The 15,445-nt window shown below is 58.2% G+C and carries 13 protein-coding genes; 8 read left to right on the top strand and 5 right to left on the bottom strand.

What is annotated here, in order from left to right; all coding sequences use genetic code 11:
- On the bottom strand, positions 1-506 hold a 506-nt coding region (locus tag BC443_RS18980), incomplete at its 3' end, for a cation transporter (RefSeq protein ID WP_170835834.1).
- Between the two features lie 277 nt (positions 507-783).
- Between BC443_RS18980 and lnt the strand changes: the two genes are divergently transcribed.
- Both lnt and BC443_RS01215 read left to right on the top strand, forming a co-directional pair.
- Positions 784-2,244, top strand: a complete 1,461-nt coding sequence (gene lnt, locus BC443_RS01210; RefSeq protein WP_071230019.1) for an apolipoprotein N-acyltransferase — start codon at positions 784-786, stop codon at positions 2,242-2,244.
- A gap of 237 nt (positions 2,245-2,481) precedes the next feature.
- Positions 2,482-4,089 carry a peptidoglycan DD-metalloendopeptidase family protein gene (locus tag BC443_RS01215; protein ID WP_244179840.1) on the top strand — a complete coding sequence of 536 codons (1,608 nt, stop codon included), beginning with the start codon at positions 2,482-2,484 and terminating at the stop codon, positions 4,087-4,089.
- 351 nt (positions 4,090-4,440) lie between these two features.
- On the opposite strand, the gene BC443_RS01220 is transcribed toward BC443_RS01215, so the two are convergent.
- The 4 genes from BC443_RS01220 to gorA all read right to left on the bottom strand — a co-directional run bounded on the left by BC443_RS01220 (position 4,441) and on the right by gorA (position 8,582).
- Positions 4,441-4,833 (bottom strand): ectoine synthase, encoded by a 393-nt coding sequence (locus BC443_RS01220; RefSeq protein WP_071230021.1) that lies wholly within the window; start codon positions 4,831-4,833, stop codon positions 4,441-4,443.
- Between the two features lie 103 nt (positions 4,834-4,936).
- Entirely contained in the window at positions 4,937-6,202 is a 1,266-nt protein-coding gene (gene ectB, locus BC443_RS01225; protein ID WP_071230022.1) for a diaminobutyrate--2-oxoglutarate transaminase, read from the bottom strand.
- Between the two features lie 83 nt (positions 6,203-6,285).
- Positions 6,286-6,873 (bottom strand): diaminobutyrate acetyltransferase, encoded by a 588-nt coding sequence (gene ectA, locus BC443_RS01230; RefSeq protein ID WP_071230023.1) that lies wholly within the window; start codon positions 6,871-6,873, stop codon positions 6,286-6,288.
- A gap of 347 nt (positions 6,874-7,220) precedes the next feature.
- Positions 7,221-8,582, bottom strand: coding sequence for a glutathione-disulfide reductase (gorA, locus tag BC443_RS01235; RefSeq protein ID WP_071230024.1), 1,362 nt, complete (start codon positions 8,580-8,582; stop codon positions 7,221-7,223).
- A 222-nt stretch (positions 8,583-8,804) separates the two neighbouring features.
- Between gorA and BC443_RS01240 the strand changes: the two genes are divergently transcribed.
- The 6 genes from BC443_RS01240 (at position 8,805) to BC443_RS01265 (ending at position 15,338) form a co-directional block, all read left to right on the top strand.
- A complete protein-coding gene (locus tag BC443_RS01240) occupies positions 8,805-9,449 on the top strand; it encodes a carbonic anhydrase (RefSeq protein WP_071230025.1) in 645 nt (214 codons plus the stop codon).
- A 242-nt stretch (positions 9,450-9,691) separates the two neighbouring features.
- Positions 9,692-11,281: an ABC transporter substrate-binding protein gene (locus BC443_RS01245; protein WP_071230026.1), complete on the top strand. Its 1,590-nt coding sequence runs from the start codon at positions 9,692-9,694 to the stop codon at positions 11,279-11,281.
- Complete coding sequence (locus BC443_RS01250; protein WP_071230027.1) at positions 11,278-12,324, top strand: ABC transporter permease; 1,047 nt, start codon at positions 11,278-11,280, stop codon at positions 12,322-12,324. Before BC443_RS01245 ends, BC443_RS01250 begins: the two co-directional genes overlap by 4 nt.
- Entirely contained in the window at positions 12,321-13,262 is a 942-nt protein-coding gene (locus tag BC443_RS01255; RefSeq protein WP_071230028.1) for an ABC transporter permease, read from the top strand. Before BC443_RS01250 ends, BC443_RS01255 begins: the two co-directional genes overlap by 4 nt.
- A gap of 4 nt (positions 13,263-13,266) precedes the next feature.
- Positions 13,267-14,283 carry an ABC transporter ATP-binding protein gene (locus tag BC443_RS01260; RefSeq protein WP_071230029.1) on the top strand — a complete coding sequence of 339 codons (1,017 nt, stop codon included), beginning with the start codon at positions 13,267-13,269 and terminating at the stop codon, positions 14,281-14,283.
- Positions 14,280-15,338 (top strand): oligopeptide/dipeptide ABC transporter ATP-binding protein, encoded by a 1,059-nt coding sequence (locus BC443_RS01265; RefSeq protein WP_071230030.1) that lies wholly within the window; start codon positions 14,280-14,282, stop codon positions 15,336-15,338. Before BC443_RS01260 ends, BC443_RS01265 begins: the two co-directional genes overlap by 4 nt.
- The last annotated feature ends 107 nt before the right edge of the window (positions 15,339-15,445 follow it).

A 15,445-nucleotide genomic window follows, 5' to 3' on the forward strand; every position in this document is an offset into this window, starting at 1 on the left:
TGCTGTTCGTCGAGCTTCAGCGTGAGCGTCTCGTTCATGACCGACACTTTGACGTCGGAGACTCCCGGCAGGTTCTCTACACCGCCACGAATTTTCGCCGCGCAACTGGCACAGTCCATGCCGCCGACCTTCCAACTGAGCGTGCCCTCGGTATCGGCCTCTTCGGCTGTCGCCATCGTCACGTCGCGGTCATGGTCATGGTCATGGTCATGGTCATGGTCATAGTCATGTCCGTGACAGTGGTCGTGGTCGTGAGCCTGGCTACCGTCACAGCCGCCGTGTGAATGGCTCTCGTCCGGATCACTATCCTGTCCAGCGGCAGCGGGCTTGAACTGGACGCCATAGCCAAGCCGCTTGACGGTCTTCTCGACTTGCTCCATCGAGGTTTGTCGCGTGTCCAGCCCAAGCCTCAGCGTCTCCTTCATCACCGAAACCTGAACGTCGGAAACGCCTTTCAGGCGTTCCACCGCACCACGGATCTTGCCGGCGCAGCTTGGACAGTCCATGCCTTGAACGGTCCACTGGTATGGGTTATCGGATACTTCGGGATTTGTAGCTGGCATGAAAAGTTACCTCGTTCAATTTCTGTGTTTAAACTCTAAACCTTCTAGTGGCTATAGAGTCAAGCCGCATCGTCTTACTGGTAGTGAAGCATGCGAGGCGGGTAGAAAACGACTTGCGAACGACTGCGACGGCCAATAGAAGCATGACTTTTGAGAATGGCCATAATGTTTTTCCGAGGCGTTTTTGATAAAAGTGGCCCGTCACGTTAAGGAGCAACCCATGCGATTTTCCTGTCGCCCCTGGATGGGATGCGTGTTAGCGGTCTTCGCAGGGGCTCTAACGACGCTAACCTTCTCTCCCTTCGAGCTTTGGTGGCTGGGGCCGGTCGCCGTCGGCCTCATTTACTCAGGCCTGGATGACCTGACACCGGGTCAGGCAGCCCTGCGAGGCTGGTGTTATGGCATCGCGCTGTTCGCCACGGGAACCTCATGGGTCTACGTGTCGATCCATGAGTACGGTTACACGGGGGTGCCGCTATCGGTTTTCCTTACAGCCCTGTTTGCCGCCACCTTGGCGCTTTTCTATGCCATTCCCTTCTGGTTCTATCGGCGCTTTACTGGCTCGCGTCTAGCCTTTCTCTCCTTCGCCGGCGCGTGGGTGTTGATTGAAGTGCTACGGACATACCTTTTCACCGGTTTCCCTTGGCTATTGCTGGGGAGCGCGCACGTCGATTCTCCTTTAGCACCATTGGCCCCGGTTGGCGGGGTGCTGCTGTTGACATTGGTTACCGCCCTGACGGGCACGCTGGGGGTGGAGTTCCTGCGTCGACGCTGGTGGGCAGGGGGCACGATCGCCGCTCTATGGCTGTTCCCCTTGATGCTTCCTACTCAGTGGACCATACCCAGCAAGGAGCCCGTACAAGTGAGCCTGTTACAGGGCAATCTACCCCAGCTAAGCAAATGGACAAACGAGGGGCAGCGTAACGCAGTCAGCACCTATGCCCGATTGACCCGCAACATTGCTGAAGACATAGATCTGGTTATCTGGCCGGAAACGGCGATTCCTATGTATCAGCGTCAAGCCGAGCCGCTGTTGGAGCGGGTTAAGGCTACTTTGCCATCAGGAGCCGAACTACTCACCGGTATCGTGCAGCGCGACGACTCGGGCCGCTATTACAATGCCGTAGTCGGTGCCGGCGAGGTTACGGATGTGTACCGCAAGTCGCATCTGGTACCGTTCGGTGAATACATCCCGATGGAAAAACAGCTACGTGGCATTATCGCTTTCTTTGATCTGCCGATGTCAGACTTCACGGCAGGCAATTCCGAACAAGGCCCGATCCGAGCCGCTGGACTGCGCATCGGCACGGCGATCTGTTACGAAATTATTTTCCCGGACTTAGTGGCACAACGCGCCGATAACGCTGAGGTGTTGCTCACGGTGTCCAACGACACCTGGTTCGGTGACTCCATCGGGCCGCTTCAGCATCTGCAAATGGCCCGGCTACGCGCCCTTGAAAATGGTCGCTATGTTATGCGGGCAACGAACAATGGGGTGACGGCCATCATCGACCCGCAAGGTCGCATTATCGATCGCGCGACTCAATTCAGGATGACCACCCTCAACGGAGAAATCCGGGCCATGCGGGGAGAAACGCCATTCACACGCACCGGAAGCTGGCCAACCTGGCTATTGTCAGCAGCGCTGGTTATATCCGGGGTACGCAGGCGAAATAGCTAAAAGACACCGTTATCGACAGTTAGGCAAGCCACTACAAAATGTCATTATGCGCAGAGGCTTGCCCTGTAGGGTAGGCACATCGTGTTGTTTGGGGTAAAGTGCCGCCATTTCACTTCACTTGGTCTATCATAAGCTCTCATGCTAAGAATCCTTCGCTTCCTGCCTCGCAGCCGAAAATTACTGATTTTACCTATAGCTACGCTAGTCACGTTACTAGGAGCGCAGGAAATCTTCTCTGTGTTAAAAGCTTCTAATGGAGATGATGCGCCCCTTAACGAGGCTAGTTCGCCAAGCATTGAGTTATCTACTCGCTTCCAAGCTCAAGCTGACACCATGACAGCTGTTAAAGTCAGCACCAACTACAAATATACGGGCCCCGCTCAGGCTTCCACCGGACTTACCAAGCCCACGGCAGGCTCGCCGCAAAGCCTCCTATTGGTAACAGACGAAGTTGAAACTACTCGCGTTTCTGAAACAACTGTCCAAGACAGCGTTGTTCGTGCGGCTACACCATTAAACCCCAGCGTTCCTACAACCAAGCCGGAAAGTACTAAAGACGCTAGCGAACTGGATAGCCAGGCGCTGCACATGGCGATTCGACTTACCGACTCGTCAACAGAAGCCAACGATCGCAAAGTTGGCGGGACTTCCGATGTTGGTTTATCTGTCGACCTAATACATAACGATGAAAAAGTAGACATGGAAGAAGAACTGGTAGCCAACGAAAGATTCGTCCCATCTTGGGAAACTTATACCATTCAATCCGGCGATACTTTCGCGGACATGGCCGAACGCATTCTGGGACTAGGCTATGATGAAGTTATGCAGCTTCTCGAAGAAATCCCGGACGAAAGGACATTCACTCGCTGGCGTGTCGGTGATAACTTTGACTTTAAAATTAACGAATCTGGTGAATTATTGGCACTGCGAATCATGGAGGATGCACATTCCGGCCTCCTGATTGAACGCGACCACGACAGCAAGAGCTTTGAGGTTACTCGTCTTGAAAAAACGGCTCGGAAAACGGAGCGATTGTTTTCAGGAACCGTCAATGGCAGTTTTGCTCAGTCAGCCAGCGCCACTGGCTTATCTTACTCAGAAGTGTCTGATCTGAGCGATCTACTTTCGAAAAAGATAAATTTTCGCCGTGCTGCCCGGCGAGGAGATCAATTCCGAGTTTTGGTAGAAACCGATATGATTGAGGGTCAGGCTGCTGATTCGCGCATCCTTGCTGCTCACTACAAAGGCAATAAAAGAGACCTAGCTATCGTTAGGAATCCTGCTGATGACAATTTTTATACCTCTGAAGGCTACAGCCTCTCCCCGGCATTTAACCGGAAGCCGTTTAAAGGCGACTACAGGATAAGCTCGCCTTTTAACTTGCGGCGAAAGCACCCAATCACTGGCCGAGTTAGTCCGCATCGAGGCACTGACTTTGCAGTAACCATTGGCACTTCGATTCAATCTCCAGCAAATGGACGTGTTGTCAAATCGGCCTATCAAGCAAATGGCGCTGGAAACTACGTTGTGATCCGCCATGACAACGGCTACAAGACTCGCTATATGCACCTATCCAAACGCTTGGTATCTGAAGGCGAGCGCGTTTCCAGAGGCCAGAAGATTGCACTATCCGGCAATACGGGTCGTAGCACGGGGCCTCATCTTCATTACGAATTAATGGTTAACAATAATCAAGTCGACGCCATGCGCGTCAAATTGCCGGAAGGCAAGCAGCTATCTGGACAAGCATTAGCAGCCTTTCAAAAGGAGGCCAAGCAGTTCTTAGCTCAGATTGATCACGACACAACTTTATCTATGATTGCTAGCCAATCGAAATTACCTTAGAAAAACGCATTTCCAATGAGCCTGAGTATCCACTCAAAATACTTGGACCGGAGTCTGATAACCCAGACGCTGCGGGCAGGTTGTTGAGCCTCTCTACGACCTACCGCAGCTCAGCGTCGATGACTTCTCGAAAGGCCGTACCCTTCAAAATTACTGGCGAATTAGTCCGTTGGTATTCTGTTTTCACGGCACCAAGTCGAGGCTCCATCGCGAGATCTCGTGCTATCAGAATAAACGTAGCGGGAATTTCACATTGCCGGTGGATCCGGTTTCTGGGAGGAGGTCAGGATCAAAAAAAGACCGCATAAGCGGTCTTTTTTTGTGCCTGAATGAACGATGGCGCGTTGAGATTTACTCGGCCGGTGCGTAGGAGCCGTCTTCGCGGTGAATTTCACGGCCAGTTAGCGCAGGGCTGAAGACACAGGCCACGGTCATGCCCTTTTCCTTGCCACGCAGCCAATGCTCATCGTGCTGGTCGAGCAAATACATGTCGCCGGCCTTGATGGTATGGATCTTGCCATCGGCGATGGTTTCCACTTCACCCTCACCTTCGTAGCAGAACACCGCTTCGATGTGGTTCTTGTAGTGAATGTGGGTTTCCGTACCCGGATGAATACGCGTGATGTTGAATGAAAACCCACAGCCGTCTTCAGCCAGCATCAAGCGAGTGCTGTCCCAGTTACCGTTCTCGGCTTCGACGAAGCGGTCGGTTTTCATGCATTCCTGAAGATTACGTACGATCATCGATACAACTCCTGGTGGGTGACTCGTCAAAAGATGACATGAGAGACGGCCCCATGCTCGTTGAAGGAGGGCCGCCCTATTGTGCGTCGTGTCAGTTTCCGCCTCAGGCGAAGGCTTCCTTGGCACTGCGCTCCAGAATATCCAGACCTTCGAGGAGGTCTTCATCGCTGATCACCAGCGGACACAGGCACTTCACGACTTGACCATCCTGCCCCGCGGTTTCGATGATGAGCCCATTTTCGAAGGCTTTCGCCGTGATCTTGTCTGCCACGTCGCCGTCGCGCACGTCGATACCGCGCATCAGGCCGCGACCACGTTCGCTCGCGGGATAACCCATTTCGGTCAACGTTGCGGCGATCTTGGCGAAGCGCTCCTCGACGATACGGCCTTTACGCTGAACGTCGCGCTCGAACGTATCGTCGCTCCAGAAGTGCTTCAGCGCGGCGGTTGCGGTCACGAAAGCCATGTTGAAGCCGCGGAACGTGCCGTTGTACTGGCCAGGCTTCCACTTATCCAGCTCCGGGCGCATCAGTACGTGGGCGAACGGCAGACCGTAGGCGGATAGCGACTTCGAGTTGGTGACGATGTCGGGCACGATGTTGGCGTGCTCGAAGCTGAAGAACTTGCCGGTACGACCACAACCCGCCTGAATGTCATCGACGATCAGCAAGATGTCATGCGCGCGGCAGATACCTTCCAGGCGCTTCAGCCAATCCAGCCCCGCCGGATTGATGCCGCCCTCGCCCTGCACCGTTTCGACGATCACGCCAGCCGGCACGTCGAGCCCGCCCGACTTGTCGCTAAGCAGCTTCTCGAAATAGTCGAGCGTATCGGTGCCTTCCCCGAGATAGCCGTCGAACGGCAGGAAGCTGGCACCCTGGGTCGGAATGCCGCCGGTTGCTTCGCGGAACTTGCGGTTACCGGTAGTTGCCAGTGCGCCCATGGTGACGCCATGGAAACCGTTGGTGAAGGTGACGATGTTATGACGACCCTTCGCCACCCGAGCCAAGCGAATCGCCGCTTCGGTAGCGTTGGTGCCCGTCGGCCCTGGGAGATGAACCTTGTAGTCCAGTCCACGCGGCTTGAATATCACTTCTTCCAGCGTCTCGAGATAGTCGCGCTTGGCGGCGGTCCACATGTCCAGGCCATGGACGATACCGTTGGAAGTGATGTACTCGACCAGCGCTTCCTGAAGCTTGGGATGGTTATGGCCGTAATTGAGCGTGCCGGCGCCGGCGAGGAAATCGATGTACTCGCGGCCGTCCTCGGCAGTCAGGCGCGCGCCCTGAGCCTTGGTGAATACGATCGGAAAGGAGCGGGAATAGGTCCGGACCTCGGACTCCATGCGTTCGAGAATCTGAGTCTGCATACAACCTCCGTAATGGGAGTGTGGATGTCGTGGGGAGCGTGGACAAGGCGTGCTGGCATAAGACATGCGTGACAACGCAGACCTTATCCGCCCTGAATGCGTTGGGGATCGAACGGGCCGATTCGGACGAGATTTTCCGGGTCGTGCTCTCCGCCCAATTGATCGGTCGAAAAGTATTCGCGACTGATGAGGGGTGCCTGCCAGCGATCCGCCAGACGCTTGAACAAGCCCCATGAGGCTTGGTTGTCGGGCGTGATCGTGGTTTCGAGATGGTTCAACTCTGCCAGCTCCGGCCGAGTCAGCACGGCTTCGACCAAGCGTCTAGCCAGGCCGGTGCCCCGTGCCTTTTCCCCGACGGCGACTTGCCACAGGAAATAGATATCGGGAGCGGCAGCTTTGACGTAGCCGGACACGAATCCGACGATTTCCCCATCTTCCGTCGTCGCGACGGCACAGCTGTCGCGGAACTGCGTTGCCAGCAACAGATAGGCATAACCGGAATTGACATCGAGCGGCGGACAGGCCTTGACCAGTTCATAGATCCCCCACCCGTCTTCCGTGGTGGGCTTGCGAATGAACAGTGGCATATCGGGCTTGCCAACGACGGCATCGGCCACGGTAGGCCTTGCCAAGTCTGCCGACGGCGTAAATGCCGGATTGGGGTTGGTCATCGTCATCGTCGCTATGGCGAATTTGAATTCAAGGATAACAGCGAGTGAAGCAAGCTTCAAACCGTAGGTTATTTTACTCAACCAGTTCAATAATGAATATTTATATGCTGGATGAGCATCCGGAAATTCCGACAATTCCAGTCTAGACGAAGGCTGGCGATGTATTGGAGGAAGATGTATTGGAGGAAATAGGCGAAGTCTTTGAGGCCCGATGCTCGCATCGTTCTGAAGAACTTTCTCTCATGGCGAATTCGGGGCGCGCCGATGAGAGTCACGAAGGCCGGACATCGGGCATAACGACAATGGCCGCCTCGAGGCGGCCATTGAACGTAGCAGCGGAGCCGTGATCAGCGGCGAGTGAGGCTGCGCATGGTAACGAACTCTTCCGCTGCCGTCGGGTGGATACCCACCGTGGCGTCGAAATCCGTCTTGGTCAGTTGGGCGCGCACGGCGATCGCGATGCCTTGAATGGTTTCCCCCGCTTCGTCACCAACCATATGGGCGCCGACGACGCGGTCGCTGGCATCATCGACCACCAGCTTCATCAGGCAGCGCTCGTCACTGCCGGACAGCGTGTGCTTCATCGGACGGAAATCCGCGCTGTAGATGCGCACTGCGCCGAAGCGCTCGCGCGCTTCTTCTTCGGAAAGACCCACGGTGCCGATATTGGGATGGCAGAACACGGCCGTCGCGATGTTCTGGTAGTCGAGCGGTCCCGGTGTCTTGTCGCCGTAATGATGCTGAACCAGGTGCATGGCTTCTGCCAGCGCGACCGGTGTCAGCTCGGGGCCACCAGTCACGTCGCCCAGCGCAAGGATCGACGGCACGGAGGATTCGTAGCGCTCGTTGACCTTGAGCGTGCCGTCGGTGTTGAGCTCCACGCCCAGCGAATCCAGGCCCAGCCCTTCCAGGTGCGGACGACGCCCTGTGGCGGCAAGCACGGCATCCACCTCGAGCTGTTCACCGTTGGTCAATGTCACTTCGAGCCCGCCATCCACCTTGCGGATACGCTCGATATTGGCCTCGAAATGCAGGTTGACGCCCTTCTTGGCCATTTCGTCCCGTGTGAACTCGCGGACTTCGTGGTCGAATCCGCGTAGAAACAGCGCGCCACGATAGACCAGGTGCGTATCGGCGCCCAGGCCATTGAATATGCTGGCGAACTCGACGGCGATATAGCCGCCGCCCAGGACCAGAAAGCGCTTGGGGAAGTCGTCGAGGTCGAATACCTGGTTGGAGTTGACGGTATATTCGCTGCCCTCGAACTGCGGCGTCCACGGCCAGCCGCCGACCGCGACCAGAATCTTCTCCGCGGTGATGCGCTCGCCATTGATCTCGACCGCGTGGGCATCGACGACTTTGGCCCGGCCATTGATCAGCGTGACGCCGGCCCCTTCCAGCAGGCGGTTGTAGATGCCGTTGAGACGCTTGATCTCTTCGATCTTGTTATCACGAAGCGTGGCCCAATCGAATTTCGGCGCCTGCGGTATCGTCCAGCCGAAACCGCTGCTGTCTTCGAAGGCGTCGTGAAAATGTGCCGCGTAGGAGTACAGCTTCTTCGGCACGCAGCCGACGTTGACACAGGTACCGCCCAGATAGCGATCTTCGGCAACGGCCACTTTGACGCCCGTTGCTGCAGCCGTCCGTGCGGCACGTACACCACCGGAACCGGCTCCTATCACGAAAAGATCGTAATCGTAATTCGCCACAGTGAAACTCCTTGAGACATGATGCGGCGATGATACCAGCCTCGATCCGGTGTCGGAAAAGTCCGTGACTATCGAGGCGATATAAAAAAAGCTTTGCAAGGCGTGATGCTCGCGTTCGGCGCGTCAGATGATGTGACTTCGAAAATATCGCCGGATGGCCTAGAATCGTTGTCTTGACGGCGACACAAGACGTTCGCCAAGCCACGTACTCAGGTTACTGTCATGAGCGATATCCAGACTCTTCTCGAACAGAATCGGCGCTGGGCCGACGGTGTGCAGCAGCGTGCTCCAAACTTCTTTGCGGAGCTTTCCCAGCAGCAGAATCCCGACTATCTCTGGATCGGATGCTCGGATAGTCGCGTACCTGCCAACCAGATCGTCGACCTGCCACCAGGTGAAGTTTTCGTTCACCGTAACGTTGCCAATCTGATCTACCACAACGACATGAATGCATTGTCGGTCGTTCAGTTCGCCGTCGACGTGCTCAAGGTCAAGCACATCATGGTGGTCGGGCACTACGGCTGTGGTGGGGTCAGGGCCGCAATCACTGGCGGGGAGCACGGTATCGTCGACTACTGGCTCAATAGCATCAGCGAGCTCTATCAGCAGCATCGGCCGACACTTGAGTCACTCCCCCTGGATGAGCAGGTCGACCGCATGTGCGAACACAATGTTCGCCTCCAGGTTGCCAACCTGTGCCGTACCAAGATCATTCAGCGTGCCTGGGAGCGGGAGCAGCCGCTGTCCGTGCATGGCTGGGTCTATGGCCTCACGGATGGTCGCGTCAATGATCTGGGCTGCACCGTGTCACGCGCCGATCAGATGGGAAGTATCCGTATTCAGCCGACCTTCTCCGCTCAGGAGTGAACGCCAGGCAGCAGACCTGCATCATCAGAGCCGAACATCTCATGAGCCGAGTTGAGCTATTCGCTGATTGAATGGCATGGTTCGAGATTTCGATTGGGTCCATCGGTCATCCATGAGTAAGGTGGATGACACGATGGATCTGCCAGACATTACCGATCGAGCCAATGACCAATGGCAGCACGCATTGGCAACGTTCTCCACGTCATCTCAAGGCGTGATTTCATAACAATATCGGACCCGCAATGCGTCTCACGACGATTCTGCTTGGCTTGCTGATGGGAAGCCTGTCTCTGTTGCCATTGACCTGCGCAGCCATGGCGGACGATAAGAGCACCCTGCTCAGAGTGGCCTATGACACCGACCCGGTGTCGCTGGATATTCACGAACAGCTTGCCATCGGCATGCTCCAGCTCTCCCATCTGGCCTTCGACCCGCTGGTTCGCTGGAACCGGGATCTTCAGCTCGAACCCCGGCTGGCCACCGATTGGGAACGACTCGACGATACGACCATGCGGCTACACCTGCGGCACGGCGTCACCTTTCATAGCGGTAACGCTTTCACGGCCAAGGATGTCGTATGGACGGTGCAGCGTCTCAAGCGGAGCCCGGATTTCCGCGCCATTTTCGCTCCCGTCGAACGCGTCGAAGCGGTCGACGACTTCACCGTCGACCTGCGGACGCGTCAGCCCTATCCGCTACTGCTCAACCTCGCGACCTATATCTTTCCGATGGACAGCCAGTTCTATACCGGCACTTCGGCCAAGGGGCAGGACAAGAGCGAGATCGTCAAGAATGGCAACTCCTTTGCCTCGAATCACCTGTCTGGCACCGGCCCTTTCGAGATCGTGTCGCGTCAGCCGGGCACCCGGATCGAGTTCAAGCGTTTCCCCAAATACTGGGACGACGATTCACCCGGCAACGTCGATCGTCTGGTCATGACACCGATCGCCGAGAGTGCGACTCGCGTCGCCGCCCTGCTCGCCGGTGACGTCGATTTCATCTCGCCGGTGCCCTTCAGTGCCGTGCAGCGATTACGTCACGCGGATGGCGTCAAGCTGGTCACCATGCCCGGCACTCGTATTACCATGCTGCAGCTCAACGAGCAGCGGGTACCGGCATTTCGCGATGCGCGCGTGCGACGCGCCTTTGCCTACGCGGTCAATCAGACTGCCATTGCCGAGCGTCTGCTGAAAGGCTTTGCGACACCCGCGGCGCAGATGTCGCCCAAGGGTTATGCTGGGCACGTATCGACGCTGACGCCACGCTATGATCTCGCCAGGGCCCGAGAGCTGATGCGTGACGCCGGCTACGGCGACGGGTTCTCGGTCACCCTGATGGCGCCCAACAACCGCTACGTGAACGATGCCCAGACCGCACAGGTGGCACTGGCGATTGCCGCCATGCTGGCCAAGATCAACGTCACTGTCGAATTCGAGACGCTACCCAAGAATCAGTATTGGGCCGAATACGATAACCGTGCCGCCGACATGATGATGATGGGCTGGTACTCCGATACCGGCGATTCCGCCAATTTCTTCGAGTATCTGACCTTCTGTCCCGATCCCGACACGGGCGCCGGGCGTTACAACGCCAGCGAGTACTGCAATCCGCAGATCGACGCGCTGGTCGACCGGGCGAACCTCACCACCCGGCCGGACGCTCGCGCCCAGTTGCTGAGGCAGGCCGAGCAGGCGATCCATGACGACGCTCCGTTCATCCCGCTGTACTGGCAGAATCTCGCCTGGGCGGCGGCCGAGCGGGTCGATATCGCGCCCGTGCTGAATGTCATGAACATGCCCTATCTGGGCGACGTGGTCGTGCGGTCTCGATGATCCCGTTTCTGATTCGGCGGCTGTGCCAGGCGGTCCTGGTGATGTTCATCATCAGCATGATCGGCTTCGCGATCCAGGGTGGACTGGGAGATCCCGTCCAGCAGATGCTCGGGCCAGCGGCTACCGAGGCAGAAGCCACGGCACTGCGTCACTCGCTCGGTCTGGATGCCCCGCTGTGGGCGCAATATCTGGATTTCGCGAACGACGCCTTGCACCTGGATTTCGGCCGCTCCTACTTCTTTCACGAGCCTGCGCTCAGCGTGATTGCCCGCTATCTGCCGGCGACCCTCGAGCTGGTGGCGGCCAGTGCCGTACTGACACTTCTGCTATCGGTGCCGATGGGCGTTTTCTGCGCGATTCGGCCACGCAGCTGGTTGTCGCAAACCCTGATGGGGTTATCGGTGATCGGTATCTCCGTGCCGGTCTTTCTGACCGCCATGGTGCTGATCCAGGTCTTCTCGATCGGCATCCAGGTAACGCTGTTTCCCGCGGATACCGGCTGGGGCCACTGGCTCAACCAGCTTTTCTCCATCGAAGGCGGCATGCCTGCCTATGGGCGTGGCAATCCCGTCCATGTCCTGGGCGTCTGGTACACCAATTTCGCCACGCTGCAGGGCATTCTCTATCTGTTACTCCCGGCCTTCTCGCTGGCGCTGGTCATGCTGCCATTGTTTGTCCGCCTGATTCATGCCGAAATGCTAGAGGTACTGGAGTCGGACTACGTGAAATACGCCAGAGCCCGAGGGCTGCGGCCATCGCGTATCTATTTTCTGCACGCGCTGAAGAACACGCTGCTGCCGGTAGTGACGCTGGGCGGGGTACAGATCGGTACGCTGGTGGCCTATACCCTGCTGACGGAGACTGTCTTCCAGTGGCCAGGAGCAGGCCTGATGTTTCTCGATGCCATCGAGCGTGCAGACATGCCGCTGATCGTGGCCTACCTGATGGTGGTCGGACTGCTTTTCGTGGTGATCAATACCCTCGTCGATCTGTTGTATCGGCTGCTGAACCCGCGGATCACGTTGAGCGGGAGGGCCGCATGAGTCCCGAAACTCGTTCCTCGGCAACCGTCTGGCGTCGCTTCCGCGGCTCCTATTTCCTATACCGGTTGCAACGCAACCGCCGCGCCCAGGTCTGTTTGACACTCTTCGTGCTGATCATGGCAAGCGTTCTTCTCGCGCCCTGGATCGCGCCCAGCAATCCCTACGATCTCGCGCAGATCAACCTGCTGGATTCCGAACTGCCACCCTTCTGGATCGCAGGCAGTGAACCTGCCCATCTACTGGGCACCGACGTGCAGGGCCGGGATCTGCTCTCGAGTATGCTTTACGGCGCGCGCGTGTCGATTGCGATCGGCTTCGGCGCGGTGCTGCTGCAATCCGTGCTGGGTACGGCGCTGGGGCTGCTCGCAGGTTACCGGGGAGGCTTCGTCGATGCGTTACTGATGCGGCTGGCCGATATCCAGCTGTCGTTCTCGACCTTGATGATGGCGATCATCATCGGTGCCGTGGTCAAGGCAGCATTCGGCGGCGCGTTCTATGGCGATTATGGCGTCGTGATCCTGATACTGATCATCGGTCTGAGCGAATGGCCCCAGTACGCCCGCACCATCAGGGCAAGCGTCCTGGCGGAAAAACAGAAAGACTATGTCGACGCCGCTCGCGTGCTGGGCTTCTCGAGTTATCGCATCATGTGGCGACACTTACTTCCCAACACGCTGACGCCGATTTTCGTGCTCTCCACCATTCAGGTCGCCAACGCCATCATGGCCGAAGCGGCGCTGTCGTTTTTGGGTTTGGGGATGCCGGAGACCGAACCGTCATTGGGCTCGCTGATCAAGTCGGGATTCGACTACCTGCAGTCCGGTTCCTGGTGGATCACGCTGTTGCCGGGGCTGTTTCTGGTGACGCTGGTTCTGGTCATCAACCTGCTGGGGGATTGGTTGCGCGATACGATGAATCCTCGTCTTCACAAGGGATAACGCCATGGCGCTGCTGGAGGTCGATCACCTCGATATCCGTTTCCCGCTGCGGCACGACGAGATCCGCGCGGTGCGTGACGTGAGTTTCGCACTCGAACGTGGCGAGCGGCTGGGTATCGTTGGCGAGTCCGGCGCCGGCAAGTCGGTGCTCGCCTTCAGCCTGCTGAAACTGCTTTCCCGGCCGGGATACATCGCCGGCGGTCGCGTTCGGTTCGAAGGACGCGAACTGACGACACTTTCGGATCGCCAACTGCGCAGGATTCGGGGCAACCGCGTGGCGATGATATTCCAGGATCCGCTGACGACGCTCAATCCGGCCCTGACCATCGGCCGGCAGATGATCGAGAGTCTCAAGGCCCACCGCCGGATCTCCGAGCGCCGCGCACGGGCCATCGCGCTGCACAAGCTGCGCCAGGTGCAGGTGTCCTCCCCCGAGCAGCGTTTCGAGCAGTATCCGCACCAGCTCTCCGGTGGGCTCTGTCAGCGCGTGGTCATCGCCATCGCGCTGTTGCTGGATCCCGACATCATCATTGCCGACGAGCCCACCACCGCTCTCGATGTCACCATCCAGGCCGAGATCATCGCTCTGCTCACGCAACTATGCGACAAGCACAACGTCGGCCTGATCGTGATCTCCCATGAACTTGGCGTCATCGGCCAACTGACGCAGCGCCTGCTGGTGATGTATGCCGGCCGCATCGTCGAGCAGGGGCCGACCCGGGAGATCATCAATGATGCCCAGCATCCCTATACGCAGGGATTGATCAATGCCCTGCCCCAGATGACGCTGCCCAGGCAGCGCCTGGCGCAGATCCCCGGCAACATGCCGAGCCTTGCCCGGGTGCCGGACGGCTGCGCCTTCCATCCCCGATGTCGTTACCGCTTCACGCCACAAGGGCGACTGCGGCAGGCGTGCGTGGAACGGGTGCCCGAGGCCGTCTCCTCCGGCGGAAGCCGGGTTGCCTGCCACTGGGTCCGTGAACTGATAACGACCGTGCCGATCGAGGAAGAGGCAATATGAACCCCACCGATTCGCTGCAGACGCTGGGACGTGCGGCCGATGCGCCCGCTCCGCTGGTCCGGGTTCGTGGCTTGCACAAACGCTTTGCGCTGCATCCGGAACGCCTGCTGCCGTGGCGGTTCGACAAGCGTCGGCGCGCCTGGCGCCGTCAGAGGATTCATGCGGTCAATGGCGTCGACCTGGATATCCAGCGCGGCGATGCACTCTGCGTGGTGGGCGAATCGGGATGTGGCAAATCGACCCTGGCACGCTTGATCATGGGCTTGCTGACGGCCAGCGACGGGGAAGTAAGTTACGACGGCCAGCGAGTCGACCGTCTCGACGCGAAGCAGTGGCGCCCTTTTCGTCGGCGCATGCAGATGATCTTCCAGAACCCTCATTCGTCGCTGAATCCGCGCCTGACAATGCGCCAGACCCTCGAGGAGCCCATTCGTTTCCATCATCCCGACTGGCCGCGTTCGAAGATTCGCCATCGGGCCGATGCGCTGATGGCCGACGTGGGTATCGATATCGGCTGGGGCGAGCGCTTCGCCCACGAGCTCTCCGGCGGGCAGCGGCAACGTATCGCCATCGCCAGGGCGCTCAGCGTGGAACCCGAGTTCATCGTGGCCGACGAGCCCGTCTCCGCCCTGGACGTCTCGGTTCAGGCCCAGATCATGAATCTGTTGATGGATGCTCAGGCGGAACGTCGTCTGACCTACCTGTTCATCACCCATGATCTGGCGGTCGTCGAGCACTTCGCCACGCAAGTCGCGGTCATGTATCGAGGGACGATCTGCGAACTGGCGGATGCCGACACGCTCTTCGCGCAACCCCGGCACCCGTATACCCGGGCGCTATTGGCCGCGAGTCCTCGGCTGGAAGATAGCGATACCGAGCCACTGCGTCTGAGCGACGAAGACCCGCCCCCGATCGAGACGTCGAGCGGGTGCGTGTTCCGGGAACGCTGCCCTCACGTCAACGCTCGCTGCCAGCGGGAAACGCCGGCAGCGCTCGTTACCCGGGACGGTCATCGGGTCGCGTGCCACGCCGTCGAGGAAGGACGCATTTCATGATCGCCTTCAATAGTCGCTCAACGGCGTATCGGGTAGGCTGGTTCGAGTCGGTGCTTTCGAGTCGGTTCTATGACCTCGATGAGGCGATTTGCCAACCCATCGTCCGG

It is taken from the genome of Salinicola sp. MIT1003 (genome assembly GCF_001858555.1).
Taxonomy (GTDB): domain Bacteria; phylum Pseudomonadota; class Gammaproteobacteria; order Pseudomonadales; family Halomonadaceae; genus Salinicola; species Salinicola salarius.

Coding starts and splice junctions, on each gene's coding strand:
- BC443_RS01245 (WP_071230026.1), top strand. CDS start 9,692: ATGCGTCTCACGACGATTCTGCTTGGCTTGCTGATGGGAAGCCTGTCT.
- BC443_RS01240 (WP_071230025.1), top strand. CDS start 8,805: ATGAGCGATATCCAGACTCTTCTCGAACAGAATCGGCGCTGGGCCGAC.
- BC443_RS01260 (WP_071230029.1), top strand. CDS start 13,267: ATGGCGCTGCTGGAGGTCGATCACCTCGATATCCGTTTCCCGCTGCGG.
- BC443_RS01265 (WP_071230030.1), top strand. CDS start 14,280: ATGAACCCCACCGATTCGCTGCAGACGCTGGGACGTGCGGCCGATGCG.
- ectB (WP_071230022.1), bottom strand. CDS start 6,202: ATGCAGACTCAGATTCTCGAACGCATGGAGTCCGAGGTCCGGACCTAT.
- lnt (WP_071230019.1), top strand. CDS start 784: ATGCGATTTTCCTGTCGCCCCTGGATGGGATGCGTGTTAGCGGTCTTC.
- BC443_RS01255 (WP_071230028.1), top strand. CDS start 12,321: ATGAGTCCCGAAACTCGTTCCTCGGCAACCGTCTGGCGTCGCTTCCGC.
- BC443_RS01250 (WP_071230027.1), top strand. CDS start 11,278: ATGATCCCGTTTCTGATTCGGCGGCTGTGCCAGGCGGTCCTGGTGATG.
- BC443_RS01220 (WP_071230021.1), bottom strand. CDS start 4,833: ATGATCGTACGTAATCTTCAGGAATGCATGAAAACCGACCGCTTCGTC.
- ectA (WP_071230023.1), bottom strand. CDS start 6,873: ATGACCAACCCCAATCCGGCATTTACGCCGTCGGCAGACTTGGCAAGG.